At 64.2% G+C, this 23,635-nt stretch carries 26 protein-coding genes; 14 read left to right on the top strand and 12 right to left on the bottom strand.

Annotated elements, in window-relative coordinates; all coding sequences use genetic code 11:
* Positions 1–12: 12 nt before the first annotated feature.
* The 4 genes from LZ016_RS03805 to LZ016_RS03790 are packed head-to-tail and all read right to left on the bottom strand — an operon-like array spanning position 13 to position 3,978.
* The gene (locus tag LZ016_RS03805) at positions 13–1,188 is read right to left on the bottom strand and encodes an RsmB/NOP family class I SAM-dependent RNA methyltransferase (RefSeq protein WP_241445944.1); all 1,176 of its coding nucleotides are present in this window, start codon (positions 1,186–1,188) and stop codon (positions 13–15) included.
* 3 nt (positions 1,189–1,191) lie between these two features.
* The gene (gene guaB, locus LZ016_RS03800) at positions 1,192–2,664 is read right to left on the bottom strand and encodes an IMP dehydrogenase (RefSeq protein WP_241447447.1); all 1,473 of its coding nucleotides are present in this window, start codon (positions 2,662–2,664) and stop codon (positions 1,192–1,194) included.
* 42 nt (positions 2,665–2,706) lie between these two features.
* A complete protein-coding gene (locus tag LZ016_RS03795; protein WP_241445943.1) occupies positions 2,707–3,165 on the bottom strand; it encodes an NUDIX domain-containing protein in 459 nt (152 codons plus the stop codon).
* A gap of 6 nt (positions 3,166–3,171) precedes the next feature.
* Complete coding sequence (locus LZ016_RS03790) at positions 3,172–3,978, bottom strand: HpcH/HpaI aldolase/citrate lyase family protein (protein ID WP_241445941.1); 807 nt, start codon at positions 3,976–3,978, stop codon at positions 3,172–3,174.
* 68 nt (positions 3,979–4,046) lie between these two features.
* Between LZ016_RS03790 and LZ016_RS03785 the strand changes: the two genes are divergently transcribed.
* Genes LZ016_RS03785 through LZ016_RS03775 form a run of 3 tightly spaced genes read left to right on the top strand, consistent with a single transcriptional unit; the run spans position 4,047 to position 7,369 of the window.
* Complete coding sequence (locus LZ016_RS03785; RefSeq protein ID WP_241445940.1) at positions 4,047–5,051, top strand: SPFH domain-containing protein; 1,005 nt, start codon at positions 4,047–4,049, stop codon at positions 5,049–5,051.
* Positions 5,048–5,509 (top strand): NfeD family protein, encoded by a 462-nt coding sequence (locus LZ016_RS03780; RefSeq protein ID WP_241445939.1) that lies wholly within the window; start codon positions 5,048–5,050, stop codon positions 5,507–5,509. The genes LZ016_RS03785 and LZ016_RS03780 overlap by 4 nt, the downstream gene beginning before the upstream one ends.
* 15 nt (positions 5,510–5,524) lie before the next feature.
* Complete coding sequence (locus tag LZ016_RS03775; RefSeq protein WP_241445938.1) at positions 5,525–7,369, top strand: DUF885 domain-containing protein; 1,845 nt, start codon at positions 5,525–5,527, stop codon at positions 7,367–7,369.
* A 3-nt stretch (positions 7,370–7,372) separates the two neighbouring features.
* Here the strand turns inward: LZ016_RS03775 and LZ016_RS03770 are convergent, their stop codons facing one another.
* The 3 genes from LZ016_RS03770 to LZ016_RS03760 all read right to left on the bottom strand — a co-directional run bounded on the left by LZ016_RS03770 (position 7,373) and on the right by LZ016_RS03760 (position 10,108).
* Positions 7,373–7,930 carry a DUF4136 domain-containing protein gene (locus tag LZ016_RS03770; protein WP_241445937.1) on the bottom strand — a complete coding sequence of 186 codons (558 nt, stop codon included), beginning with the start codon at positions 7,928–7,930 and terminating at the stop codon, positions 7,373–7,375.
* A gap of 71 nt (positions 7,931–8,001) precedes the next feature.
* Positions 8,002–8,454, bottom strand: coding sequence for a hypothetical protein (locus LZ016_RS03765; protein WP_241445936.1), 453 nt, complete (start codon positions 8,452–8,454; stop codon positions 8,002–8,004).
* A gap of 46 nt (positions 8,455–8,500) precedes the next feature.
* Positions 8,501–10,108, bottom strand: a complete 1,608-nt coding sequence (locus LZ016_RS03760; protein WP_241445935.1) for a phosphoenolpyruvate carboxykinase — start codon at positions 10,106–10,108, stop codon at positions 8,501–8,503.
* Positions 10,109–10,296: 188 nt separating this feature from the next.
* Between LZ016_RS03760 and LZ016_RS03755 the strand changes: the two genes are divergently transcribed.
* From LZ016_RS03755 to LZ016_RS03720, 8 genes are all read left to right on the top strand, one after another.
* Positions 10,297–11,007, top strand: a complete 711-nt coding sequence (locus LZ016_RS03755; RefSeq protein ID WP_241445933.1) for a response regulator transcription factor — start codon at positions 10,297–10,299, stop codon at positions 11,005–11,007.
* Positions 11,000–12,538 (top strand): sensor histidine kinase, encoded by a 1,539-nt coding sequence (locus LZ016_RS03750; protein ID WP_241445931.1) that lies wholly within the window; start codon positions 11,000–11,002, stop codon positions 12,536–12,538. Before LZ016_RS03755 ends, LZ016_RS03750 begins: the two co-directional genes overlap by 8 nt.
* Positions 12,535–12,972: an HPr kinase/phosphorylase gene (locus tag LZ016_RS03745; protein WP_241445930.1), complete on the top strand. Its 438-nt coding sequence runs from the start codon at positions 12,535–12,537 to the stop codon at positions 12,970–12,972. The genes LZ016_RS03750 and LZ016_RS03745 overlap by 4 nt, the downstream gene beginning before the upstream one ends.
* Before the next feature lie 10 nt (positions 12,973–12,982).
* On the top strand, positions 12,983–13,906 hold the full coding sequence (gene rapZ, locus LZ016_RS03740; RefSeq protein ID WP_366512881.1) for an RNase adapter RapZ: 924 nt from the start codon (positions 12,983–12,985) through the stop codon (positions 13,904–13,906).
* Between the two features lie 12 nt (positions 13,907–13,918).
* The gene (locus LZ016_RS03735) at positions 13,919–14,326 is read left to right on the top strand and encodes a PTS sugar transporter subunit IIA (RefSeq protein ID WP_241445929.1); all 408 of its coding nucleotides are present in this window, start codon (positions 13,919–13,921) and stop codon (positions 14,324–14,326) included.
* Positions 14,323–14,595 carry an HPr family phosphocarrier protein gene (locus LZ016_RS03730; protein WP_241445928.1) on the top strand — a complete coding sequence of 91 codons (273 nt, stop codon included), beginning with the start codon at positions 14,323–14,325 and terminating at the stop codon, positions 14,593–14,595. Before LZ016_RS03735 ends, LZ016_RS03730 begins: the two co-directional genes overlap by 4 nt.
* 62 nt (positions 14,596–14,657) lie before the next feature.
* Positions 14,658–15,455 (top strand): TrmH family RNA methyltransferase, encoded by a 798-nt coding sequence (locus tag LZ016_RS03725; RefSeq protein WP_241445927.1) that lies wholly within the window; start codon positions 14,658–14,660, stop codon positions 15,453–15,455.
* 58 nt (positions 15,456–15,513) lie between these two features.
* Positions 15,514–16,173, top strand: a complete 660-nt coding sequence (locus tag LZ016_RS03720) for an META domain-containing protein (RefSeq protein WP_241445926.1) — start codon at positions 15,514–15,516, stop codon at positions 16,171–16,173.
* Here LZ016_RS03720 and LZ016_RS03715 read toward each other — a convergent pair whose 3' ends face one another.
* On the bottom strand, positions 16,174–17,505 hold the full coding sequence (locus LZ016_RS03715; RefSeq protein WP_241445925.1) for a DNA recombination protein RmuC: 1,332 nt from the start codon (positions 17,503–17,505) through the stop codon (positions 16,174–16,176).
* A 93-nt stretch (positions 17,506–17,598) separates the two neighbouring features.
* Between LZ016_RS03715 and LZ016_RS03710 the strand changes: the two genes are divergently transcribed.
* Positions 17,599–18,000 (top strand): four-helix bundle copper-binding protein, encoded by a 402-nt coding sequence (locus LZ016_RS03710; protein ID WP_241445923.1) that lies wholly within the window; start codon positions 17,599–17,601, stop codon positions 17,998–18,000.
* On the opposite strand, the gene def is transcribed toward LZ016_RS03710, so the two are convergent.
* Together def and recR are read right to left on the bottom strand one after the other, a co-directional pair.
* Positions 17,997–18,524, bottom strand: coding sequence for a peptide deformylase (def, locus tag LZ016_RS03705; RefSeq protein WP_241445922.1), 528 nt, complete (start codon positions 18,522–18,524; stop codon positions 17,997–17,999). The two genes, LZ016_RS03710 and def, sit on opposite strands and share 4 nt — an antisense overlap.
* 31 nt (positions 18,525–18,555) lie before the next feature.
* Complete coding sequence (gene recR, locus LZ016_RS03700; protein WP_241447445.1) at positions 18,556–19,152, bottom strand: recombination mediator RecR; 597 nt, start codon at positions 19,150–19,152, stop codon at positions 18,556–18,558.
* Positions 19,153–19,202: 50 nt separating this feature from the next.
* Between recR and fmt the strand changes: the two genes are divergently transcribed.
* Positions 19,203–20,111 (top strand): methionyl-tRNA formyltransferase, encoded by a 909-nt coding sequence (gene fmt, locus LZ016_RS03695; RefSeq protein WP_241445921.1) that lies wholly within the window; start codon positions 19,203–19,205, stop codon positions 20,109–20,111.
* The gene (truA, locus tag LZ016_RS03690) at positions 20,108–20,848 is read left to right on the top strand and encodes a tRNA pseudouridine(38-40) synthase TruA (protein ID WP_241445920.1); all 741 of its coding nucleotides are present in this window, start codon (positions 20,108–20,110) and stop codon (positions 20,846–20,848) included. The genes fmt and truA overlap by 4 nt, the downstream gene beginning before the upstream one ends.
* On the opposite strand, the gene LZ016_RS03685 is transcribed toward truA, so the two are convergent.
* Together LZ016_RS03685 and LZ016_RS03680 are read right to left on the bottom strand one after the other, a co-directional pair.
* Entirely contained in the window at positions 20,845–22,065 is a 1,221-nt protein-coding gene (locus LZ016_RS03685; RefSeq protein WP_241445919.1) for a pyridoxal-dependent decarboxylase, exosortase A system-associated, read from the bottom strand. The genes truA and LZ016_RS03685 overlap by 4 nt on opposite strands.
* The gene (locus LZ016_RS03680) at positions 22,062–23,570 is read right to left on the bottom strand and encodes an acyl-CoA ligase (AMP-forming), exosortase A system-associated (protein WP_241447444.1); all 1,509 of its coding nucleotides are present in this window, start codon (positions 23,568–23,570) and stop codon (positions 22,062–22,064) included. Before LZ016_RS03680 ends, LZ016_RS03685 begins: the two co-directional genes overlap by 4 nt.
* Positions 23,571–23,635: the final 65 nt, after the last annotated feature.

Here is a 23,635-nt window from a genome sequence, read left to right as displayed (position 1 = left end):
GGCCCGGCGGTTCTAACAAAAGCGAACCAGCCGCGCGACGAAAAAGCCGTCAGTAGCGTCATGTCCCGGTGTGAGCAGGCGCCCTGCACCGTCCAAACGCCCGGCGGCGATAGGCGTTTCCTCCACAATCCACGATGAATGGCCATCGAGAAAGCCCTGTATCTGGCCTGCCCCCTCCCGGGACAGCAGCGAGCAAACCGCATAAACAAGGCGCCCGCCAGGCTTGACCATCTCCGCCGCCATTTCGAGCAGTCGCTTCTGCACCCCAACGACACGGTCCAGCCGCTCGGGAGTGAGCCGCCAGCGGCCCTCCGGATTGCGGCGCCAGGTACCGCTTCCGGAGCAAGGCGCGTCCACGAGCACCACGTCCGCCTGCCCGCGCCAGTCGGACAGCTCCTGAAGCTCATTCGGCGGGTTCAAGAGCCGCACCTCGATGGCGGCCTGCGCTCGCTCCGCGCGCGGCCCTAGCTTGGAGAGTCTGGCGCGATTGCTGTCGGTCGCGAGGATCGCCGCTGACGGAGCCGCAGCGGCTAGCGCCAGCGATTTGCCGCCTGCTCCGGCGCAAAGGTCGAGAATGCGCTCACCGCCCTTCGCGTCGCACGCGAGCGCGATCAGTTGGCTGCCCTCGTCCTGTACCTCCACAAGCCCACGAGCGAAGGCGGCATGCTCGTCGATCCGCGTGTCCGCCGCCAGGCGGATGCCCCATGGGCTGAGCGGCGTCGGTTCTGCTCCCTCGAATTCTCCGAGAACGTCTTCGCGGCTGGCGCGAGCGATGTTCACGCGCAAGTCGAGTGGCGCCCTTTCGAGCATCGCTCGCCATTCATCGGGCTCGACGAGAGGCGAAAGTTCGGCGCCCAGCCATTCGGGCACCACGCCCCTCTCGGAGACTTCCTCGCCGTCGACCAACGGCTCCGGACCGCGGGGCTCGCCGAAGAGGTCATTCAGCGAAGGATCGTCCTCCGCGAGCGCGAGAACGGCGGCACGTCCGCTTGATGGCCGCTGGGCGACGGCACGGATGGCTCGAAATACAAGCTCCCGCACCGCGCGACGATCCTTCGACCCCGCGTACCGCCGTGTCTTGAAATAGCGCGTGACGATCGTGTCCGCCGGCGCCCCGTCGTCACGAGCTGATACGATGACCTCGTCCAGGATCTCGATCGCCGCCTGGAGCCGTGCGGCCGGAGTCATGGCCTAGCGCGTCGGATAATTCGGCGCCTCGCGCGTGATCGCGACGTCATGCACATGGCTTTCCGACAGGCCCGCATTGGTGATGCGAACGAACTGGGCGCGTTTCTGGAGCTCGGAAATCGTCTTCGATCCGGTGTAGCCCATCGCCGCCTTCACGCCGCCGACGAGCTGGTGGACGATCTCGCGGACGGGGCCCTTGTACGGTACCTGCCCCTCGATGCCTTCGGGCACGAGCTTGAGCTGATCCTTGATGTCCTGCTGGAAATAGCGGTCGGCCGACCCGCGAGCCATCGCTCCGACGGAGCCCATGCCGCGATAGCTCTTGTAGGCGCGGCCTTGGTACAGGAACGTCTCGCCCGGTGCTTCTTCGGTTCCGGCCAGAAGCGAACCCACCATCACGCTCGACGCGCCTGCGGCCAGCGCCTTGGCGATGTCTCCGCTGGTTCGGATGCCGCCGTCGGCGATAACCGGGACGCCGTTCGCTGCCTTGGCAGCGTTCATGATCGCTGTGAGCTGCGGGACGCCGACGCCGGCGACGATACGGGTTGTGCAGATCGAACCCGGACCGATGCCAACCTTCACCGCGTCAGCGCCGGCGTCGATCAGTGCCTTCGCCGCATCGGCGGTCGCGATGTTGCCTGCGACGATCTGGATGGAGTTGGACAGGCTCTTTACCCGTTCGACGGCCTTGCCGACGTCCTGGTTGTGGCCGTGGGCGGTGTCGATGACGATGCAATCGCAGCCGGCCTCCACCAAAGCCTCGGAGCGGGCAAAGCCGGCATCGCCCACAGTCGTCGCCGCAGCGACGCGAAGCCGTCCTTCGGCGTCCTTGGTAGCGTTCGGCGCTGCGACAGACTTCTCGATGTCCTTCACAGTGATCAAACCGACGAGGTGATCGCGGTCGTCCACGACGAGCAGCTTTTCGATGCGCCGCTGGTGGAGGATGCGGCGAGCCACTTCTTCGCTCGTGCCGAGACCCACGACCGCGAGGTTCTCGCGCGTCATCAGCTCAGAAACGGGCTGCTTCAGGTTTTCGGCGAAGCGGACGTCGCGATTGGTCAGAATGCCGCAGAGCTTGCCCGACCTTTCGACGATCGGAATGCCGCTGATGCGATTGGCCTTCATCAGCTCCAGCGCGTCGGCGAGCGTCTGATCCGGCGCCATCGTGATCGGATTGACGACCATGCCGCTTTCGAAGCGCTTCACCGCGCGGACGGCGGCTGCCTGCTCTTCTACGGACAGGTTGCGGTGCAGGACACCGATGCCGCCGAGCTGGGCCAGCGCGATCGCCATGTCGGCTTCGGTGACCGTGTCCATCGCCGAGGACAGCAATGGGATATTGAGCGGGATTTCGCGGGTCAGCTGGGTGCGCGTGTCGGCCTGGCTGGGCAGGACCGAAGATTCGAGCGGCTGTAGCAGGACGTCATCGAACGTCAGGCCAAGCGGAATGTCGGGAGAGTCGTTGTGGAGAGCCATATCGGCCCATGCCAAGGTTCGCCCGATTCGCCAAGGGGCGGGTCAGAGAAGCGGCGCGACGGTTCTCAGCCAGCGCGCGGTTTGCGGCGAAATGTCGGTGGGCAGATCGTCGAGAGGTGCCTCGCACACCTTCTCGACCTCCCAGCTCCAGCGTTTCGGTCGGTATTCGACGTCGCGCACGACCACTAGCGAGGCCAGGTCGCGCTTGAAGTTAACGGACTCTTCCAGCTCGCACGCGAGTTTCGCTTCGCCATGCGATGTCATCCCAATCTCTTCATTCAGTTCGCGCAGCGCCGCCTCGATCGCCGGCTCGCCGGCACTTCGCCCACCGCCAGGCACTCGCCAGCCGGGCGCATAGCGCAACCTGACGAGGACGATCCGGCCTGCCGGCGTCAGCGCAACGGCATGCGCGCCGAACGTGCGCGGGCGTCGGAAGAACCATCCCGCAGCCAGCACTCTATGAGCGGCAGTCGCGCCGATCCGCAGCAGGCGATCGAACATCCGAAGCTAAACGCGGCCGGCGCGCTGAAGCACGCGTTGCGCGGCCTCGATGTGCATGCGCTCGATCATCTCATCCCCGAAACGTTCTGCGCCGCCGGAAAACGCGTCGACCAGCCGACGCGCGCGGTCGATTTCCTCGGTCGCGGGCGCGAAGGCCTCGTTGCAGGGCGCGATCTGGTCGGGATGGATGAGCGACTTGCCGTCGAAGCCGAGGCTCCTGCCCTCCTCCGCCTCTGCACGAAGGCCATCCAGGTCCTTCAACTGGTTGAACACGCCGTCGAAGGCGGGGATGCCGTTCGCACGGGCGCCGAGCACGATCATTTGCAGCGCTGTGGAAATCGGCGCTCGCGTCGCCCCCAACGGCAGACGCAGGTCCGCGCGAAGGTCGTTCGTGCCTGCGACGAGCGCGGCGGCTTCCTTGGCGATCTCGGCGGCGGCCAGGACACCGGCCGCGGTCTCGATCATCGCGAGCATGGGCTTTCCGACGGCTTCACGCGCGCCGTGGAAGAGATGAAGCGACGAGGCCCTCGGCAGGATCGCGAACTGACAGTTCGATCGCGCCACAGCGTCTAGATCGGCGGAGTGCCATTCGGTGCCGACTCCGTTCACTCGGATGGCCACCGGCATGCGCCACTCCGCCTCCACGGCCTCGAGCGCAGCCGCGCGGGCATCGTCCTTGTCGGCAGGCTTCACCGCATCTTCGAGATCGAGAACCACCAGGTCCGCATCGCTGTCACGCGCTTTGGCGATTGCGCGCGGGTTGGAGGCCGGCAGGAACAGGAGCGATCGCACTGCGAACAAGTCGGAATTCACCTCGATTTTCCTTTCGTTCGCTGTCCGGCCACAGCATGATGCTAGAGGTTATCCATTTGGGGGAAGAGATGCTCGTCACTTTCATGACCGCCGTCGCGGTCCTGGCCCTTCTGTACGTGATGGTCGGCATGAAGATCATCCACCAGGGCTATCGTTATACGATCGAGCATTTCGGGCGGTTCGTTCGCGTGGCGCAGCCTGGTTTCAACTTCGTGCCGCCGTTTTTCTATCGTGTCGGCCACCGGATCAACATGATGGAGCAGGTGCTCGACATCCCGGGTCAGGAGATCATCACCAAGGACAACGCCATGGTCGCGGTCGATGGCGTCGTCTTCTTCCAGGTGCTGGACGCTGCGAAGGCGGCTTACGAGGTCAGCGATCTCTACACGGCGATCATGGCGCTCTCGACGACCAACCTGCGCACGGTCATGGGCTCGATGGACCTCGATGAGACCCTCTCTAAGCGCGACGAGATCAACGCCAGGCTGCTCGCGGTCGTCGACCATGCGACCGAGGCGTGGGGCGTGAAGATCACTCGCGTCGAGCTGAAGGACATCCGCCCGCCCCGCGACATCGTCGACGCCATGACCCGCCAGATGAAGGCAGAGCGCGAGAAGCGGGCGGCGATCCTAGAATCGGAAGGCATGCGCGCTTCCGAAATTCTCCGCGCGGAGGGCGAGAAGCAGGCCAAGATCCTGCAGGCGGAAGGTCTTCGCGAAGCGGCATTCCGCGAGGCCGAAGCTCGTGAACGCGCGGCCGAGGCGGAAGCCAAAGCCACCACACTCGTCTCCGACGCCATCGCAGGCGGCAACGCGCAGGCGATCAATTACTTCGTCGCACAGAAATATGTGGAAGCGGTCAGCGAGTTCGCCCGCTCACCCAATGCGAAGACGATCCTCTTCCCTGTGGAAGCGACCCAGTTGATCGGAACGCTCGGCGGCATCGGCGAACTAGCGCGTGAGGTCATGGGCGGCGACAATTCGCCCAAGCCGCCCAGCTCGCAAAAGCCCAAGACGGTCGCCACGCGCGGCGCTCCGCCCAGCGTTCCGGGAGTGCCGAGGGTCGAAGGATGAACTTCCTCGAGACCATGGATCCCGCCTGGCTCTGGCTGATCGGCGGGGTGATCCTGCTCATTGCCGAGATCATCGCGCCGGGCTTCTTCCTCGTCTTCATCGGCGCCGCTGCGATTGCGACGGGCGCGTTCACGTTGCTCTTCGATCTCGGCACCGCGCCACAGCTGGCTTTGTTCGCGCTCTACGCGGTCATCGCCTTCATGGTTGGGCGCCGCGTATACGCGAACCAGAACGTCGACAGCACAGACCCGCTGCTGAACGACCGCTCGGCGCGGCTCGTCGGAAAGGTCGTGACGGTCATCAACGAAGTGGACGAACATAGCGGCCGGGTCCGCGTCGGCGACAGCGAATGGTCGGCGCGCGGCGGGCCCGGTCGTCCGGGCGAGCGCGTTCGCATAACGGGGGTTGATGGAAACTGCCTTCTGGTCGAGCCTGAGCGCCTGATTCCTTCCGCCTGATCCCGGAGTTCTTCCTTGTCACATCTTCAGTTTTCCCGCCGTGATGCGCTGAACGCGCTCGCCGCCAGTGCCGCCCTACCGCTCGTTTCCACCTCCGGTCTCGCCTGGGCGAAACCTGCGTCCGAGGCGGAAGCGAACGCGCTTCTCGAGTCGATTGGTAACAATCTCCTCGCGACTAACCCCGAATACGCCACGGCTCTCGGACTGGACGTCGGCGCCCGAGCTAAGATGCGCTATCAGATGGAAGATCGGTCTCCGGCGGGCCGGCGCCGTCTCGCCGCGACGCTCAAGGCGGATCTCGCCCGGGCCGAAGCGCTGGACACGCCTGCCCTCTCCTTCCCTGTCCGCACGAGCGTCGAGGTCGTGAAGAGCGCCTACACAACCGCGCTCGAAGGCTTCGCTCTACCCTACGGCGACGTGGCTGTCGGCGGCTGGCGCAACACCCCCTACGTCGTGATCCAGAACGTCGGCGCCTACATCGACACGCCGCAGTTCCTCGACACCGATCACCCCATCGAGAACCGCGACGATGCCGAGGCCTATCTCAGCAGGCTCGCGGAATATCCGGCGCAGCTCGACGGCGAGCTCGTTCGCATGAAGGAAGCTCGCGCCAAAGGCCTCGTTCCGCCGAACTTCCTCATCGACAAGGCGCTGACTCAACTCGACATCTCGCTGAAGGGTACGCAGCAGGGCGGCACAATCGTCGATTCCCTCGTCAAACGAACGAAGGACAAGAACATTGCCGGCGACTGGGACGTGCGCGCTCGCAAGATCGCGGTCGAGCAGGTTGCGCCCGCACTTCAGCGCCAGATCGACGAACTCAAGGCCGAGCGTGCCGTCGCAACCGACGTCGCCGGCATGTGGTCGCGCCCGCACGGGGACGAATATTACCGCTGGGCACTCAAGGCGTCGACCACTACGAACATGAGTCCCGACGAGGTCCACAAGATGGGCCTTGAGCAGCTCGCCGAGCTGCACGGCCGCATGGACCCGATCCTCAAGTCGCTTGGCTACACGCAGGGCACGATCGGCGAGCGTATGCAGGCCCTGGCGAAGGATCCGCGCTACAAGTTCAGCGAGGGCGACAAGGGCCGCGAGGAGATCAAGGCCTACATCGCCGAGCGCATCGACAAGATTCGCGCCGTTCTCCCGCGCGGCTTCAACACTCTGGTCCCCGGCCACCTCGAAGTCCGTCGCATGTCTCCGGAGCAGGAGCCCGGAGCGCCGGGCGCCTACGGCGGCGCGGGCTCCATCGACGGCAAGATCCCGGGCAAGTTCTGGATCAACCTTCGCAGTACCGACCTGCACAGCAAGTACAGCTTGCCCGACCTCGCAGCGCACGAAGCGATCCCAGGTCACGTCTGGCAGGGCGAATATGCGAACAAGCTGCCGCTGATCCGCACGCTCTTGGCGTTCAACGCTTACTCAGAAGGCTGGGCGCTGTACGCGGAGCAACTGGTGGATGAGCTCGGCGTCTACGACGACTTCCCGGTCGGCCGCCTCGGCTATCTGCAGTCGATCGCCTTCCGCTGCTGCCGGCTCGTCGTCGACAGCGGCCTGCACGCAAAGCGGTGGACGCGCCAGCAGGGTGTCGACTTTTTCGTCCAACGCAACGGCTCGAACCCGCTCGAAGTGGCGTCGGAAGTCGACCGCTACTGCAGCTGGCCCGGCCAGGCGTGCGGCTACAAGGTCGGGCACAGCACTATCAACCGGTTGCGCGACAAGGCGAAGGCGGAGCTAGGCGCGAAGTACGATCTGAGGGCCTATGACGATGCGGTCGTCCTCGGCGGTAACGTTCCGATGGACGTGCTCGCCAAGAACGTCGACGACTATATCGCGCGGACTAAGTCTAAGGCCTGACGCTTACTGCTGAGCGACCGGCTGAGGCGGGAAGTTTGCCAGCGCAGCGTTCACCGCCTCGTCGATCTTCACGTAATTGACGTTGTCCGAGTAGGCTCGGTTGGTAGCCACACCATGCCAAACGGGCCGCTTCGTGGCAGCGTCATAGACGTCGATGATCACGCTGCGTTCGACATATTGGTCGATGTCGACGTTGGAGTACGGTGCGCCCCACCAGCCGCCGCCCCAGCAGCAGCCCCATCCGCCCCATCCCCAACCCGCTCCGGGATAGAATGGGCCGTAGTCGTAGACCTGGAGGCGATCACGCTCACCAATGGTGAAGGATACCTGGAAATCACCCGGGTTTCCCGGAGTGAACCCGCGCGCTGCGAGCGAGCGGTCTATGGAGGATCGCACTCTCGCAAACATGAGCGGATTCATGCCTTGCGGCACCGCCGGTTCCAGCCAGCTGTAAGTCCGATACTGATGAAAATTCGCCGCGGGATCGAAGTCGGTACGTACTTGCGGTCCGTAAGCACATGCTGCCAGGAGGAGCGTGGCTGCCAAGGGTAAAGCGCGCATTACTCGTCTCCCGTACATACCCCGTCCTCCCACTATACGCCGATCATATTCACAGAACCATCGATAACGGTTCATGAACGCGGCATGCTCATGAGGTCCGGTTCGACATATGTCAGGCGGGCCTCGACGCAGAATAGACGCTCACGGCTGTAGAACCGCAAGGGCCAGTCGCGCCGGCCCATCGGAGATTTCAGCAGATCGTTGACGAGCCTGTGCAGAGGCGCGCTCCCGTCCGCGTCAGCGAGAAACAGCCGCACCCCGTATAGGAAGGCCCGCGTGATCGTCTCGTGATACCCCTCGGTCTCGCTGTTCACACCGCCGACGCTCTCGTTGAAGCGTCGGATTATTCCCGGAAGCTCGACGTCGAGCGATATGTCCGGGCGCCTCTGTTCCAGGTAGGTCGTTGCAGCGAGGTGGGCCTCGTGAGTCCATTCCGGCCGCGTGAGCGTGCAGGCGAGCAGGCCTTCGCCGAGATGCTCGATCTCGCCGTCGGTGGTGAAGAGTCGTGGTGAATATTCGGTCATTGGATCGGGTCCTAAATTTGGGAACCCGATCCTCGATGACGGGCAATTACGCGGCGGCGGGAACCTTGGGGGCAGCTTGTCGCACGCCCTCGTCCACTTGGTCCGCGAATTGCGCGAAGTTCTCGATGAAGAGATCCACCAGCTTGGCGGCCGTGCGATCGTACTCGTCCTTGTCCGCCCAGGTGCTACGCGGATCTAGGATCGAGCTGTCGACGCCAGGGACGGCAACCGGCACTTCGAAGCCGAAGTTCGGGTCCTTGTGGAACTCGACGTCATTGAGGCTACCGTCGAGCGCGGCGTTCAGCAGCGCGCGCGTTTCCTTGATCGGCATGCGCTTGCCCACGCCATATTTGCCACCAGTCCAGCCGGTATTGACCAGCCAGCATTCCGCGCCGCCCTCGGCGATGCGCTTCTTAAGCAGATTACCATAGACCGACGGCGGGCGCGGCATGAATGCGGCGCCGAAGCAGGTGCTGAAGGTTGCGGTCGGCTCGGTCACGCCGATCTCGGTGCCGGCAACCTTGGCGGTGTAGCCCGAAAGGAAGTGGTACATCGCCTGATCGGGGGTGAGCCGCGCGATCGGGGGCAACACGCCGAACGCATCGGCCGTCAGGAAGATGATCGTCGACGGCGGAGGGCCGAGGTTCTTCTCGCTAGTGTTCGGAATGAACTCGATCGGATAAGCGCCGCGGGTATTCTCGGTCTTGCTGGCGTCCGTGAAGTCCAGCTCGCGCGTAGCCTCGTCCATCGTCACGTTCTCGAGGATCGTGCCGAACATCTTGGTCGTGGCGTAAATCTCCGGCTCGCCCTCGGCCGAGAGGTTGATCATCTTCGCGTAACAACCGCCTTCGAAGTTGAAGACCGCCGTATCGGACCAGCCATGCTCATCGTCGCCGATCAGTGTGCGGCTTGCATCAGCCGAAAGCGTGGTCTTGCCGGTACCCGAGAGGCCGAAGAAGATCGCGCTCTTGCCGTCCGCGCCAATGTTCGCGGAACAGTGCATCGGCATCACCCCCTGCGCCGGGAGCAGGAAATTGAGGAGGCCGAACACGCCCTTCTTCATTTCCCCTGAATATTCGGTGTTGCCGATCAGAATCATCTTCTCAGTCAGATTGACCGCGATCACCGTGTCGCTGCGGCTGCCGTGGCGCTCCGGATCCGCCTTGAAGCTGGGCAGGTTGATGATCGTGTACTCGGGCGTGAACCCGGCCAGCTCATCCGCATTCGGCCGCACGAGCAGGGTGCGGACGAACAGATTGTGCCAAGCCATCTGCGTGATCACGCGCACGTTGACGCGATATTCCGGCTGGCTGCCGCCGAAAAGATCCGCGACGTAGAGCTCGTTCTGCTCTTTCAGCGCGGCCATGAAATCGGCCTTCAGGTTCGCCCAGTGCTCACCCGTCATCGGCTGATTGATCGAGCCCCAGTTGATCGTGTCCTCGGTCGTGGCGTCGCGAACGACAAATTTGTCCTTCACGCTGCGACCCGTGAACTTGCCAGTATCGACCAGAAGCGCGCCATCCTTCGTCAGCCGGCCCTCTCCGTGCTGAACTGCGGCTTCGACGAGGGGTGCCGTGGACAGGTTCCAGTGGAGGATCGCACCAGTTTCGATGCCCTGTTCTTTAAGGCCGATATTCGGCACCCTGTCGGTCAACTAAAATCCCCTTTCCTCAATACATTAAACGGCGGCGACCGGGCTGGCCTGCCGCCGCATACGTATGCGCTGAGCGCCTATAACCCCTAAGAAGTTGCCTCGTCAAAGCGGTTCGGCCCCTGCTTGTGTCACTCCGGCACGATGCTAAGCGATAGCTGGATGAGCGACACAGGGCCCCAATCTACGGCATGAATCAAGAGATCGCGCTGGTCGACGACGACCGCAACATCCTGACCTCGGTGTCGATCGCGCTTCAAGCGGAAGGCTTCGTCACGCGGGTCTACACGGACCCGACCGCGGCGCTCAAGGCGTTCCTGGAGAAGCAGCCCGACCTTGGCGTCTTCGATATCAAGATGCCTCAGATGGACGGCATGGAGCTGCTTCGGCGCGTTCGTGAATTCAGCGCGATGCCCGTCATCTTCCTGACATCGAAGGACGATGAGTTGGATGAGGCGCTCGGTCTCGCCATGGGTGCCGACGACTATATTTCGAAGCCATTCTCGCAGCGGCTGCTGATCGCGCGGATCCGGGCACTGCTCAGGCGTCAGGAGCTCGCGAAGGGCGAAGCGATGGCCACGGACGATGAGCCCGAACCGATCCTTCTGGAGCGCGGCCGCCTTCGAATGGACCCCGCGCGCCACAAGGTCATCTGGGACGGAAAGGACGTAACCCTCACCGTTACGGAATTCCTGATCCTGGAAGCGCTGGCGCAGCGGCCGGGCGTTGTGAAAACCCGCAACCAACTGCTCGACGTCGCCTATCACGACGACGTCTACGTAGACGACCGCACCATCGACAGCCACATCAAGCGAATGCGGCGCAAGTTCCGCGCGGTGGATCCGGTCTTCGACGGTATCGAGACGCTCTACGGCGTGGGGTACAAGTTCGAGGATGAGTAAGCCTCGCTCCCTGTGGTTCGGCCACTGGACGCTGGCCCACCGCATCCTGGCGGTGAATCTGCTCACGATCGTATTGTTGGCCTGCGGCGTTCTCTACCTCGATGCCTTCCGCAACCAGCTAAGCGAGGAGCGGCTGGGGCTTATCCGTCGCGAGGCGAACATGAGCGCGGGCGCGCTAGCCGTTTCGCCGCGGGAAGCCCGCCCAAAGGTGCTGGAATCGCTTGCGCGCTCAAGTGACAGCCGGATTCGCGTCTTCGGGCCGGACGGTCGCCTTGTAGCAGACAGCTGGCAGACGACGGGCCCGACATACGAGCTTCGCGATCCCAACACGCAGAAATGGACGAAGGACGCCGCCAGGGCGATGGACCGCGGCTTCAACATTCTCGTCGGTGCGACACCGCTCGACGACTTCATCGAGCCTGAAAAGGATAGCCTGCAGGCCTGGCCCGAGGCGCTTCAGGCCAAGGCATCCAAGACTGCGGTCACTCAGGCGCGCAATGCTCCGGATCTCACCCCCGTCTTCTCGGCCGCCACGCCTGCCGCGGACGGTGTCGTCCTGCTGACCACCAACGACCGCGATTTCACAAGAACGGTCCGCAGCCAGCGCCGGTCGCTGTTCGTCGCCATGGCGCTCGCAGTCCTGCTTTCGGTCCTGCTTTCCCTGTTCCTGGCGCGGACGATTGTAAGGCCACTGAGGCGCATTGCGCTGGCAGCTCACAGAGTTCGCCTCGGCCGCGCGCGCGAGGTGAAGGTCCCGCGGCTCCCATCACGCACCGACGAGATCGGCCTACTGGCCCGCTCGATCTCGGACATGAGCCAGTCGCTCCGGCACCGTATGGACAATATCGAGCATTTCGCAGCCGACGTGACGCACGAGTTGAAGAACCCACTGGCGTCCCTGCGCTCTGCGGTCGAGGGTCTTGAGCGGGTTCAGGATCCGGAGTTGCGCACGAAGCTCCTTGCCGTCGCCCGCAACGATGTGGTCAGGCTCGACCGGCTGATCGGAGACATCAGCGAAGCGGCTCGCACGGACGCCGAGCTTGCCCGCGCCCGCTTCGAGCCCGTCGACCTGGGCTCGCTGATCGAGCAGATCGTCGGCGCTTGGGAGCATCGCCGCGAGACGGGAGACGCCCGACTCGCCTTTGCGCGTCCACGCAAGGACACGGCCGTCATTCTGGGCGATCCAGGCCGTCTGGCGCGGGCCATCGATAATATCATCGACAATGCGATCAGCTTCTCGCCGTCCGGCGGCCTGGTCGAAATCGCGGCCGCGCGCGTCGGGGAGGAAGTCCGCATACGCATCGACGACGAAGGCCCCGGCGTGCCCGAAGAAGCACGTGAAGCCATCTTTAACAGGTTTCACTCAGTAAGGCCGGAGAGCGAGGATTTCGGGCGACACAGCGGCTTGGGGCTGGCGATCGCCCGAGCCATCGTCGAGGGCCATGACGGGGAAATAGACGTGCAAGACCGTGACGACGCGCCATCGGGCGCCCGATTCACTATTCGCCTGCCGGCAACGGAGCTCGCATGAGCAGGCTCCTTTCATCCGAAACCGTTCACGCCAGCACTGTGGCGACGGAGGGTCGCGCAGTCCTGATCACCGGACCGTCGGGATCCGGCAAATCGGATCTGACACTGCGCCTTCTCGATCGCGGCTTCACGCTGGTCAGCGACGACCAGACCATCGTCCAGCGAACGGGCGATCGCTTAATCGCCACCGCTCCGGCGAATATTTCCGGCAAGCTGGAGATCCGCGGAGTCGGGATCGTCGACATGGACACGGTAAAGGACGTTCCAGTCGCCCTCCTCGTCGAGCTGACGAGCGAAATTCAGCGACTCCCGGACGATCGACGGGAACGCCCGGTGCTCGGCGTGAACCTGCCGCTGGTGACAGTCGACGCGCTCACGGCATCGGCCGCGTCTAAGGTTGCGCTCGCTCTCGACCGCCTCGGCTTGAAATTCTAAGACCGAGGCGGTGTCCAGCCGCCGACAATCCCCTCGCCTCCTTCTCGTCACCGGCATGTCCGGCGCCGGCAAGTCGACCGTCCTCGATGCGCTCGAAGACATGGGATGGGATTGCGTCGACAATCTGCCGGTTTCGCTCCTCGATAGTTTCGTCCACGGCGATGAAGGCAAACAGTGCCGCTTGGTGCCCGCCGCCGTCGGCATGGACGTCCGCAGCCGCGGCTTTGATGTCCAAGCCGTGCCGGCCGTCCTGAGATCGATCGAAGGCGTCCAGCCCGAGATTCTCTACCTGGAGTGCGCCGGCAGCGAGCTGATGCGCCGGTACAACGAGACTCGTCGCCGTCATCCGCTTGCGCCCGATCGGCCGGCGGAAGATGGAATCGCCCGTGAACGCGCCCTCACGGAGCCGCTGAAGCGCGCCGCCGACAGCGTCATCGACACCACGGACCTGACCCCGCCCGAGCTCCGTGAAGAACTTCGCCGACGTTACGGCGATCACGACGACCAGCCCGTGCTGACGATCGTGTCCTTTGGATATGCCCGCGGAGTATCGCGCACGGCGGACCTGATGTTCGACATGCGATTCCTCGATAACCCGCACTGGGTGCCCGAACTTCGCCCGCTCACGGGCAAGGACCGTCCCATCCGGGAACATCTGGCACAGGACCCGGCATGGAATGACGCCATGACGCGGCTGGAGGCGCTTCTCACCGACTGGATTCCCCGCTACTGGGCAGCAGGTAAGAGCTATGTCACCGTAGCTTTCGGCTGCACTGGGGGACGGCATCGGTCGGTTTGCGCCGCGGAGGAAATGGCCGAACGGCTGCGGAAGGCGGGCTTTTCCCCGAACGTCCGTCACCGGGACCTCTCCTCCGAGCCGAGCGACACGATTGAGGAACACCGGGGGGACGCCGAATCCGGCGAGTTGGGTTAGCGAGTTGAAAGAATGATCGGATTGGTTTTGGTGACCCACGGCCGGCTTGCGGCCGAGTTCGTGGTTGCCATGGAGCATGTCGTCGGACCGCAGGACGCGATCGAAGCCATCTGCATCGGCCCTGACGACGATATGGAAGCCCGGCGGCAGGACATTGCCGACGCCATCGGCCGCGTCGATCGCGGCAAGGGCGTCATCATCCTCACCGATTTGTTCGGCGGAACACCGTCCAACCTCGCCATCTCCCTGATGAAGACGGAGAACATCGAGGTGATCGCGGGAGTGAACCTGCCCATGCTCATCCGGCTGGAGGGCGCCCGCAAGGTCATGGGCGTGCACGCGGCCGTCGCTGCCGCCCGCGAAGCCGGCCGCAAGTATATCTCGGTGGCTTCCGAGATCCTCGGGGAAGCCGCGGCTTGAACGCGCTCCGGCGCGAGGTCCAGATCACCAACCAACGCGGCCTTCACGCGAGGGCCAGCGCCAAGTTTGTCAATCTCGCCAGCAGCCTGGATGCGACCGTCGAAGTCGAGAAGGACGGCAACAAGGTCTGCGGAACGTCCATCATGGGTCTCATGATGCTCGGCGCTGCGATGGGCGACGCCATCGTCATCCACGTGTCGGGCATGAATGCCGAGGACGCCCTGTTGAAGCTGGCGAGCCTCGTCGAGGAACGTTTCGGCGAGGACTGAGCGCATGCCGCCGTCCCAGGGGCATGGTGGACCGCGAACTCGCGCCTCCGTAGGAGGCGAGTATGCCTCGGCTCGTCACTGCCTTTTCCAATCCGACCGTCAAACGGCTTCGGTCCCTCCGCGACAAGAAGGCACGCAAGGAGGAAGGTCTCTTCCTCGCCGAGGGGCTGCGTATCATCGCCGAAGCCCGCGATAGCGGCCGCCTGCCCGAGATCGTCATGTTTTCCGCCGAAGGCGCGAGGCACTCGCTGGCTGCGGACATCATCGCAGCGACCGAAGCCGCCGGCGGCGAGGCGATCGAGACGACGCCGGACATCCTCTCCAAGGCATCCGGCAAGGACAATGCGCAGATGTTGATGGCCGCGTACCGTCAGCCAGAGACGACCCTCTCCAACCTGGATCGATCGGCCGCCCCGCTGTGGTTCGTCGCTCAATCGCTGCGCGACCCCGGAAACATTGGAACGATCCTGCGCACGGGAGATGCAGTCGGCGCCGGCGGCCTGATCCTGATCGACGACAGCGCGGACCCTTATTCGGTCGAAGCCGTGCGGGCGTCGATGGGCGCAATCTTCACGCAGCAGGTCGCGAAGGCACCCTGGAACGAATTCCTGACTTGGCTGCGGTCGGGAAGCGGACAGCTCGTCGGGACGAGCCTGAAGGCCATGCAAGACTATCTCGACGCGGACTATCAGCGCCCGTGCTTCCTTCTCATCGGGAACGAGCAACAGGGATTGCCGTCCGCATACGAGGACGCCTGCGATCTGCTGGTGAAGATCCCGATGGCCGGACGGGCGGACAGCCTGAACGCCGCGATCGCCGCCGCTGTCATGGCCTTTCAGGTCAAGGCAAGCTGGCGGTAGGCATCAGGAACCCGCATGAACTGCAGTGGTTGTTCCGGCTATGAAACTTTGGACCGCCATGCCCGCATCGCTGCTCCTGAGCGCGTGTCTCTCGCATCCGGATCCTTCGCCCGCTCCCTATCGCGCCGTTGGCCAAGAGCCCGGGTGGACGCTGATCATCGACGAGCACGACCTCACCTTCATCGGCATGGGTGCCCAGCCCATCCGGCAGCCGCGGCCGGAAGCGATCGTCGGGTTTGCCGGCGAGATTTATCAGACGCCGAGAATCCACGTGAATGTCGTCCATGCCGCCTGCACCGACCCCATGTCCGGGCAAGGCTACCGAGACCGGGTGCAGGTCGATGTTGACGGGAAGCGCTACGAAGGGTGCGGCGGCGACGCAGCCGCGCCCGCGCGCCTCGCGGGAACGAATTGGCATGTCGAAGCCGTCAATGGGCGCCCGACGCCGCCAGACGGACAGTATTACGTTCGCTTTGACGGCGACCGCATCTCGGCCAAGTTCGGCTGCAATGGGATGGGCGGCACCTACACGGAGAACGGCGGAGTCGTGACCGTCGGGCCCATGATGTCGACGCGCATGGCCTGCCCGGGTCCCGCGATGAGCTTCGAGAATGAAGGCGGCGCGATCCTGGCTCGGCCGGTCACCGTCACGGCAAACGGCGACCGCATGACCCTCGGCAACGACGTCGGCCGGATCGACCTCAAGCGAACGTACTGATCATTCGGCCGCGATTTGCGGCGGCTCCTCGTCGTCGTTGTATCGCGGCAAGGCCTCGACCGGCGGCACGATCTCGATTTCTCGTGCGCCTGGCTCGATGTTGAGTTCTCTGAACTTCCGCGCCGTAACCAGCGATCGTGTCTCAAAGGACGATACGAAGCTGTTGTAATTGTTCACGGCAGTGGTCAGTCCGCCGCCGACGCGTTTGAGATCCTGAGCGGCCTTGGCAAGCCGGTCATAGAGCTCCTTGCCAAGCTCGCCGATTTGCCGCGCTTCCTTCGCCAGCTTCTCCTGCCGCCACACTGCAGCCACTGTACGCGCAATCGCGATCAGGTTGGTCGGTGTGGCCAGAAGCACGCGTCGTTCGAAGGCGTAATCCCAAAGCTTTCCATCCTGCTCGAGTGCAGCCGAGAGGAAGTGCTCTCCAGGAATGAACATCACGACATAGTCGGGCGCATCGGCGAACTGGGCCCAATAGGCCTTGTTCCCCAACGTGTTCACGTGTGCCTTGATGGCCGCGGCATGAGCCGTGAGGTGCATCGCGCGCTCGCTCTCGTCGACCGCACCGAACGCGTCCTGATATGCGTTCAGGCTGACCTTGGCGTCGATCACGAGGCAGTGACCGCCTGGCACGCGTAGGGTGACGTCCGGCCGCAAGCGTCCGCCATCCTCGTCGGTGCGACTGACTTCGGTCTCGAAGTCGCAATGCTCCGTCAGACCGCAACTCTCCAACACGTTGCGAAGCTGCTGCTCACCCCAACGGCCGCGGGCCTTGGGGGCGTTGCGCAGCGCGTTGACCAGTTTCGCGGCCTCCGCCGAGACGCGCTCGGTTCCGCTCTTCATCGCCTCGATATGGCCGGTGAGCAGACCGAAATCCTTGCGGCGCTCTTCCTCGACTTTAGTGACGGCGTCTTCGTAGCGCTGCAGACGCTCGTGAACCGGCTGCAGCAAGGCCTTGAGATTAGTCCCGGCGCTTTCCTCCGATTGGCGGAAGCGCTGCTCCGCGCGCTCCAGGAACTGCTTCTGCGCCCCCTCGAGGAGCTTGCTGCCGACTTCCGCGAATTGCGCCGACAGCGCCTCGCGTGCTGCGGTCATCTCGGCAATGCGTTCCTCGAAGGCTCGCTCCCGCGCTTCCTGAGCGGCTTTCACAGCCGCCAGCTCCTGCGCCGCATCGCGATTCGCGTCGCGTTCCTTGACGACTTCGTCAAGCTGCAGGCGGAGGCTGTCGACGGTCTGCTTAGCGCCAACGCCATCGCGGCTGCCGATCAGCCAGCCGATGAGAGCACCGACTGCCAAAGCCGCCAAAACACCTGCTACAAGCCCCACACCCATCTCGATTCCCCCACGGAACGAAATGTGAACTTACGACCGTCGGACCCGCTGCTCAAGCGGAACGTTGGTCATTCGAGCGAGGAGAGAAAATCCATGTCCATCCGCAAGATGATCAGCCTTCACCCCGACGTGCACGGCCATGTCAATCAACCGCTCGGCGATGCGGTCCATCACCTGATGTATTGCGCGAAGATGTGCCTCAGCTGCGCGGACGCGTGCGCCGCCGAGAAGATGGACATGCGCGAGTGCATTCGCACCTGCATGGACTGCGCGGATGTCTGTGAGGCTGCTTGCCGGGTCGCGCTGCGCCGCACCGGCTCCAACGAGGAAGTCATCCGCGAGATGCTCGAACTATGCGCTCGCGTCTGCGACGTCTGCGCGGCCGAGTGCGAGAAGCACGACCACGAGCATTGCCGGCTGTGCGCGCAAATGTGCCGCGAATGTGCCGAGGATTGCAGAAATGCGGCCGCGTCGGTGACGCCGGCGATGGCCTAAGCCGCGACCTTCCGCTGCTTGGCGAGCTTGTTGAGGATCATGTTGCGCTTCAGGCGCGACAGATGGTCGATGAACAGCACGCCGTTCAGGTGATCCATCTCGTGCTGCAAGCAGACTGCTAGAAGCCCTTGGATCTCCTCCTCGCGGACCTTTCCGTCCAGCTCCATCCAGCGTGCGCGGATGCGATCGGGGCGATCGACTTCGGCGAACTGATCCGGAACAGACAGGCAGCCCTCGGTGTAGGGTACCTCCTGCACGGAGGCGGTAAGGATCTCCGGGTTGATGAAGACGCGAGGGTCCCTGACCGGCTCGCCGTCCTCTTCCTCCGGCTCCTGAAGGTCGATGACCAGGACGCGCAGCGGGACACCCACCTGGATTGCGGCGAGGCCGATGCCCGGCGCGTCGTACATCGTCTCGAACATGTCGGCGACGAGCGTGCGCAGTTCATCGTCCACGCCTTGCACGGGCTTGGAGATTTCGCGCAGGCGCGGGTCGGGAACTTCAACGATCGGACGAATGGCCATGGCGTAGATTTAGTCTTTCAGCCCAGTCGCTTCAAGCAACCGGCCGACGCGCCCTGAGAGCCTGCGCGAGCGTCCCCTCGTCGAGATAGTCGAGTTCGCCGCCGACCGGCAATCCATGAGCCAGTTGGGTCAGTCGGATGGGGAATTTCTCGAGCCGTTCCGCCAGGTAGTGAGCCGTGGTCTGCCCTTCGAGCGTCGCGTTCATGGCGAGGACGACCTCCTCGATGCCGCCAGAAGCCACGCGCTGGATGAGCCCGTCAATGGCGAGATCCTCGGGCCGAATGCCTTCAAGCGCTGAAAGACGACCGCCAAGCACATGATATCGCCCGGGAAAGAGCCGTGACCGATCGAGAGCCCATAGGTCCGCCACCTCCTCCACCACGCACAGTGATTTCTCGTCGCGGCGCGGATCGCGGCAGATGCCGCAGGGGTCGGACGTATCGACGTTGCCGCAGACGGAGCATGTCGACAGCTTCTCCGATACCCGTTGCAGCGCCGACAGGAGCGGCTCCAGGGCCGTTTGGCGCTTCTTCACGAGGTGGAGCACGGCACGGCGCGCCGAACGGGGCCCAAGCCCCGGCAGCCGTGACAGAGCGCCCGCGAGCGCCTCGATTTCCTCAGAAGCCATTGCAGCGCTGAGGTAGGCAAATTCCCCGACGTCCGCCATAGGGCGCCGCAATGCGGATCATCTTCATGGGCAGTCCTGACTTCGCGGTGCCGGCGCTGAATGCGTTGGCCGATGCCGGTCACGAGGTGGTTGCGGTGTACTGCCAGCCTCCGCGCCCCGCCGGACGCGGCAAGGCCGATCGCAAGACGGCTGTGCACGAACGCGCGGAACAGCTGGGGCTGGAGGTGCGGACCCCCCGCAGCCTGCGAAGTGATGAAGAGCAAGAACGGTTTGCGGCCTTGAAGGCCGACGTTGCGATCGTAGCCGCCTATGGGCTGATCCTGCCCAAGCCGATCCTGGATGCGCCAAAGATGGGGTGCGTAAACATCCATGCTTCGCTGCTTCCACGCTGGCGCGGTGCGGCCCCCATCCAGCGCGCGATTTTGGCCGGCGATACGGTGAGCGGCGTGACCATCATGCAGATGGATGTGGGGCTCGACACGGGGCCGATGCTGCTGACACGTAAGCTCATGCTTGAACGAAAAAATGCGGGGCAAGTTACTGAAGAGATGGCTCGACTAGGCGCTGACGCGCTGACGGAATGGCTTTCGGACCCGACAAGCTATCGACCGCAGCCACAGCCGGATGAGGGCGCTACCTATGCGCCGAAGATCGACAAGGCGGAGGCGCGGATCGAGTGGACTCGGTCGGCCGAAGAGATCGAGCGGCAGGTCCGAGCCTTCGCGCCAGCCCCTGGGGCATGGTTCGACGTGAACGGCGAGCGGATCAAGCTTCTGGACGCGGCGGTCGGGAACGATGCATCCGGCCGCCCCGGCGAAGTGCTCGACGACTGCCTGAGCATCGCAGCCAGCTCTGGTTACGTCCGGCCCTTGCGGGTCCAACGTGCGGGCAAGAATGCGATGACGGCGGAGGAACTTCTTCGCGGCTTTCCCATCCCGAAGGGCACCGTCCTTCCGTGACGCGGTGGCGGCTGACCATCGAGTTCGACGGCCGTCCCTTCATGGGGTGGCAGCGGCAGGACCATGGGCCCTCGGTGCAGCAGACGCTTGAGGAGGCCATTCATCGCATGACGGGCGAGGCGACATCCGTTCATGCCGCAGGCCGTACCGACGCCGGCGTTCACGCGCTGGCGATGGCCGCCCATGCCGATATCGAGAAGACGGTGACGGAGCACCGGCTGCGCGAGGGCCTGAACGCGCTCGTGCGTCCCCAGCCGATCTCGGTCACGGCGGCCGAGCAGGTCGCCGATGACTGGCACGCCCGATTCTCATGTATCGGGCGCAAGTATCTGTATCGCATCCTAAATCGCCGAGCACCGCCTGCGCTTGATCGGGGCCGGATCTGGCACATTCCAGTCCCACTGGACGCGGAAGCAATGGCGGAGGGCGCTGCGTTGCTAGTCGGCAAGCACGACTTCACGACCTTCCGCTCCGTCCATTGCCAATCCGATAGTCCGCTGAAGACGCTGGACCGACTGGACGTGAAGCGGGTCGGCGAAGAGATTCACATCGAGGCAGCGGCGCGAAGCTTCCTGCATCATCAGGTGCGGTCGATGGTTGGATGCCTTGCGCTGGTCGGTCGAGGCCAATGGCAGCCGGATGACATTCGCAAGGCGCTGGATGCGCGTGATCGCGCAAAGCTCGGACTGAATGCGCCTGCCGAAGGTCTTTACTTCGTGGAAGCGATTTACCCTTAGACCAGCAACTCGCGCGCTCTCGGCTGGCTGAGGAATTCCTGGGGGCTGGCGCTGAGGCCGTAGGCCCCTGCGCAGAAGATGGCGACCAGATCGCCCGGCTCAGCGCGCGGAAACGCAACTTCGTGCGCGAGCAAGTCCAGCGGAGTGCAGAGGCATCCTGTAATCGTGATCGCCTCCGAAGGTTCGGACGTGAACTTGTTGGCGATCGCCACCGGATAGTTGCGGCGGAGGAGCTGACCGAAGTTGCCGGTCGCTGCCAGCATGTGCTGAAGGCCGCCGTCGGCGACCAGGAAGGTTTCGTCGCGGCTTTCCTTGCGGTCGACGATGCGGGTTAGGTAGACGCCAGCTTCTCCTACGAGCCAGCGGCCGAGCTCGATAGCAAATCGTGTCTCAGCGAGGATCTTCGGGCGCTCTGCCAATACCTTGCTCAGCGCTGCTCCAACGGCCTCGAGGTCCAGCGGCTCATCGCCGGGGAAGTATGGAATGCCAAAGCCTCCGCCGAGATTGACCTCGGGTGGAGATGCCCCCGCCTGGGCAGCCAACTCAGCCGCGAGCGCGACCGTCGCTGCCTGAACGTCGATCAGGGCCTCGGCGTGAAGCGACTGGCTTCCGGTGAAGATGTGAAGGCCGCGCCACTCCGCGCCCGCCGCTACCAACCGACGGATCAGCGCAGGCGCGCGCTCGTGATCGACGCCGAACTGGCTCGCCAGCCCGCCCATCTTCATCCCAGCCCCCTTCAAGGTGAAAGGCGGGTTCACGCGAACGGCCAGCCTGGGCGGCCGCGACCCATGGGCAGCAATGGCCAGAGCGCGCTCCGCCTCGCCTTCGCTCTCCAGGTTGATGGTGACGCCCGCGCGGATGGCGGTCTCCAGCTGCTGATCGGTCTTGCCCGGGCCCGCGAAGCTGATGGGCAAGCCGAGGTGAGCGACGCGCCCCAATTCCCCGAACGACGCAATGTCGAACCCGTCGACCTGCTGCGCAATCCATGAGAGCAACTCGCCGTAAGGATTTGCCTTTACTGCATAATGGAGAGCTACCTCGGACGGCATCGTCGCGCGGAAACGCTCGATCTGCCGCTCAATGATCCGGGTGTCGTAGACGAAGAGCGGCGTACCGCCCGCCTCCGCCACGATGTCGGACACGAGCCGCCCACCAATGAGCAGCTGCCCGCTTGCATTCGCCTCGAAACCGGGCGGGATTGGGCCCATGGGCTTCATGCGAACTCCTTCACGAGCGCAGCCCGATCCACCTTACCGTTGGGCGATACCGGCAGCGCGTCGCGCCAGACAATCTCCTTCGGCAACATGTAGGCCGGAAGCTCCCTCGCGAGATGAGCCCTCAGCCGCTCTTCGGCATTTTCATCCTTTGCTACAGCAATCAGCATCACGGCCTGGCCGAGGCGCTCGTCCTTCACACCCAATGCAAGGACCTCGCGGACTGCTCCGCTGGCCAGCGCGGCTTCCTCGATCTCAGTCGGGCTCAGGCGGTTGCCGCTGACCTTGATCATCGCGTCGTCGCGGCCGCGGAAGCGGATGAGGCCGTCTTTCCCTCGGACTGCACGGTCTCCAGACCAGACAGCAGTCCCACCATATTCGGAGAAGGCCGGTGCCGGCTTGTAGCGCTCGGCCGTCTTAGCCGGATCGTTCCAATAGCCCTGCGCAACCAGTGGCCCTGCATGGACCAGCTCACCCTCTTCGCCGGCTCCGGCTTCGCTTCCATCGGGACGCACGATCATCACCTCGGCTAGGGGGATGGCCGAACCCACACTGTCGGGATGCTCATCGCCGAGATCAGGGTCGAGGCTGGTCGAACGGAAAGCCTCGGTTAGACCGTACATGAGATGGATCTTGGCCTGCGGGCACAGGTCGCGGAGCTTCCAATACACCGTCTCGGGCAAATGCCCTCCGCTGTTGGTGAGCGTCCTCAGAGACCCGCCCACGCCCTTTGACCAGTCGGCGTCGGCGAGCTGGATCCACAGAGGAGGTACGCCAGCAAGGACGGTGACGTCATGGCGTCCTACTGCTTTCAGCACGTCCTTCGGCAAGAGATAATCCAAGGCGATGGCATGACCTCCGGCCGCCCAGGTCGAGAGCAGCTGGTTCTGGCCATAGTCGAATGCGAGCGGGAGCACGGCGAGAGTCCGGTCGGCCCGCGACAAGCGGAGGTAATGAGCGACGCTGATCGCTCCAAGCCAGAGGTTTGCATGGCTGAGCATGACGCCCTTTGGCTTACCGGTGGACCCTGAGGTGTAGAGCAATGCCGCAAGACTGGCGGGGTCGTTGGACGAGAACGGCAGGGACTCCACGCCGGCTTGCCAGGTTTCGAACGCCAGCAGTTGCGCGCCGGCGCCCTCGCCCTCCGCAAGCGATCCGAGCCGCGCTTGGTTGGCGATCAGAAGCTTGGCATCACTGTCCACCAGAATGTGGGCCGCCTGCGCATGCTTGAGCACCGGGTTGATCGGGACGTGCACCAGTCCCGCCCGCGCTGTCGCCAACGGCAAGATGCAGGCCAACTGTGTCTTGGTCATCCAGCTTGCGACGCGGTCGCCGGGCTCCAGACCATGCTCGAGCAGAGCCGCGGCGGTGCGGCCCACCTCGCGCTCCAGCTCGGAGTAGGTCAGGCTCTCACCGCCCACAGTCAGCGCGGGCACACTCCCGTCCCCTCTTCCCGTGAGGTGATCGAGCGGAAATGGCGTCGGGTCCGGCGTCACGCCTGCCGTCATTGCCGCGCCGGAACGCCGACGCAATGATATTGCCGTTGAGCAATGGGTCGAGTAGGCGCGCGAAC

Source organism: Sphingomonas telluris (assembly GCF_022568775.1).
Taxonomy (GTDB): Bacteria; Pseudomonadota; Alphaproteobacteria; order Sphingomonadales; family Sphingomonadaceae; genus Sphingomicrobium; species Sphingomicrobium telluris.
Note: the sequence above shows the minus strand (reverse complement) of the source record. Positions and strands in the feature narration are given on the sequence as shown.

Excerpts from the sequence above, each read along its gene's own strand:
- LZ016_RS03805 (WP_241445944.1), bottom strand. The coding sequence starts at position 1,188 with ATGACTCCGGCCGCACGGCTCCAGGCGGCGATCGAGATCCTGGACGAG.
- guaB (WP_241447447.1), bottom strand. The coding sequence starts at position 2,664 with ATGGCTCTCCACAACGACTCTCCCGACATTCCGCTTGGCCTGACGTTC.
- LZ016_RS03795 (WP_241445943.1), bottom strand. The coding sequence starts at position 3,165 with ATGTTCGATCGCCTGCTGCGGATCGGCGCGACTGCCGCTCATAGAGTG.
- LZ016_RS03785 (WP_241445940.1), top strand. The coding sequence starts at position 4,047 with ATGCTCGTCACTTTCATGACCGCCGTCGCGGTCCTGGCCCTTCTGTAC.
- LZ016_RS03780 (WP_241445939.1), top strand. The coding sequence starts at position 5,048 with ATGAACTTCCTCGAGACCATGGATCCCGCCTGGCTCTGGCTGATCGGC.
- LZ016_RS03770 (WP_241445937.1), bottom strand. The coding sequence starts at position 7,930 with ATGCGCGCTTTACCCTTGGCAGCCACGCTCCTCCTGGCAGCATGTGCT.
- LZ016_RS03765 (WP_241445936.1), bottom strand. The coding sequence starts at position 8,454 with ATGACCGAATATTCACCACGACTCTTCACCACCGACGGCGAGATCGAG.
- LZ016_RS03755 (WP_241445933.1), top strand. The coding sequence starts at position 10,297 with ATGAATCAAGAGATCGCGCTGGTCGACGACGACCGCAACATCCTGACC.
- LZ016_RS03750 (WP_241445931.1), top strand. The coding sequence starts at position 11,000 with ATGAGTAAGCCTCGCTCCCTGTGGTTCGGCCACTGGACGCTGGCCCAC.
- LZ016_RS03745 (WP_241445930.1), top strand. The coding sequence starts at position 12,535 with ATGAGCAGGCTCCTTTCATCCGAAACCGTTCACGCCAGCACTGTGGCG.
- LZ016_RS03735 (WP_241445929.1), top strand. The coding sequence starts at position 13,919 with ATGATCGGATTGGTTTTGGTGACCCACGGCCGGCTTGCGGCCGAGTTC.
- LZ016_RS03725 (WP_241445927.1), top strand. The coding sequence starts at position 14,658 with ATGCCTCGGCTCGTCACTGCCTTTTCCAATCCGACCGTCAAACGGCTT.
- LZ016_RS03720 (WP_241445926.1), top strand. The coding sequence starts at position 15,514 with ATGCCCGCATCGCTGCTCCTGAGCGCGTGTCTCTCGCATCCGGATCCT.
- LZ016_RS03715 (WP_241445925.1), bottom strand. The coding sequence starts at position 17,505 with ATGGGTGTGGGGCTTGTAGCAGGTGTTTTGGCGGCTTTGGCAGTCGGT.
- LZ016_RS03710 (WP_241445923.1), top strand. The coding sequence starts at position 17,599 with ATGTCCATCCGCAAGATGATCAGCCTTCACCCCGACGTGCACGGCCAT.
- def (WP_241445922.1), bottom strand. The coding sequence starts at position 18,524 with ATGGCCATTCGTCCGATCGTTGAAGTTCCCGACCCGCGCCTGCGCGAA.
- recR (WP_241447445.1), bottom strand. The coding sequence starts at position 19,152 with ATGGCTTCTGAGGAAATCGAGGCGCTCGCGGGCGCTCTGTCACGGCTG.
- fmt (WP_241445921.1), top strand. The coding sequence starts at position 19,203 with ATGCGGATCATCTTCATGGGCAGTCCTGACTTCGCGGTGCCGGCGCTG.
- LZ016_RS03685 (WP_241445919.1), bottom strand. The coding sequence starts at position 22,065 with ATGAAGCCCATGGGCCCAATCCCGCCCGGTTTCGAGGCGAATGCAAGC.
- LZ016_RS03680 (WP_241447444.1), bottom strand. The coding sequence starts at position 23,570 with ATGACGGCAGGCGTGACGCCGGACCCGACGCCATTTCCGCTCGATCAC.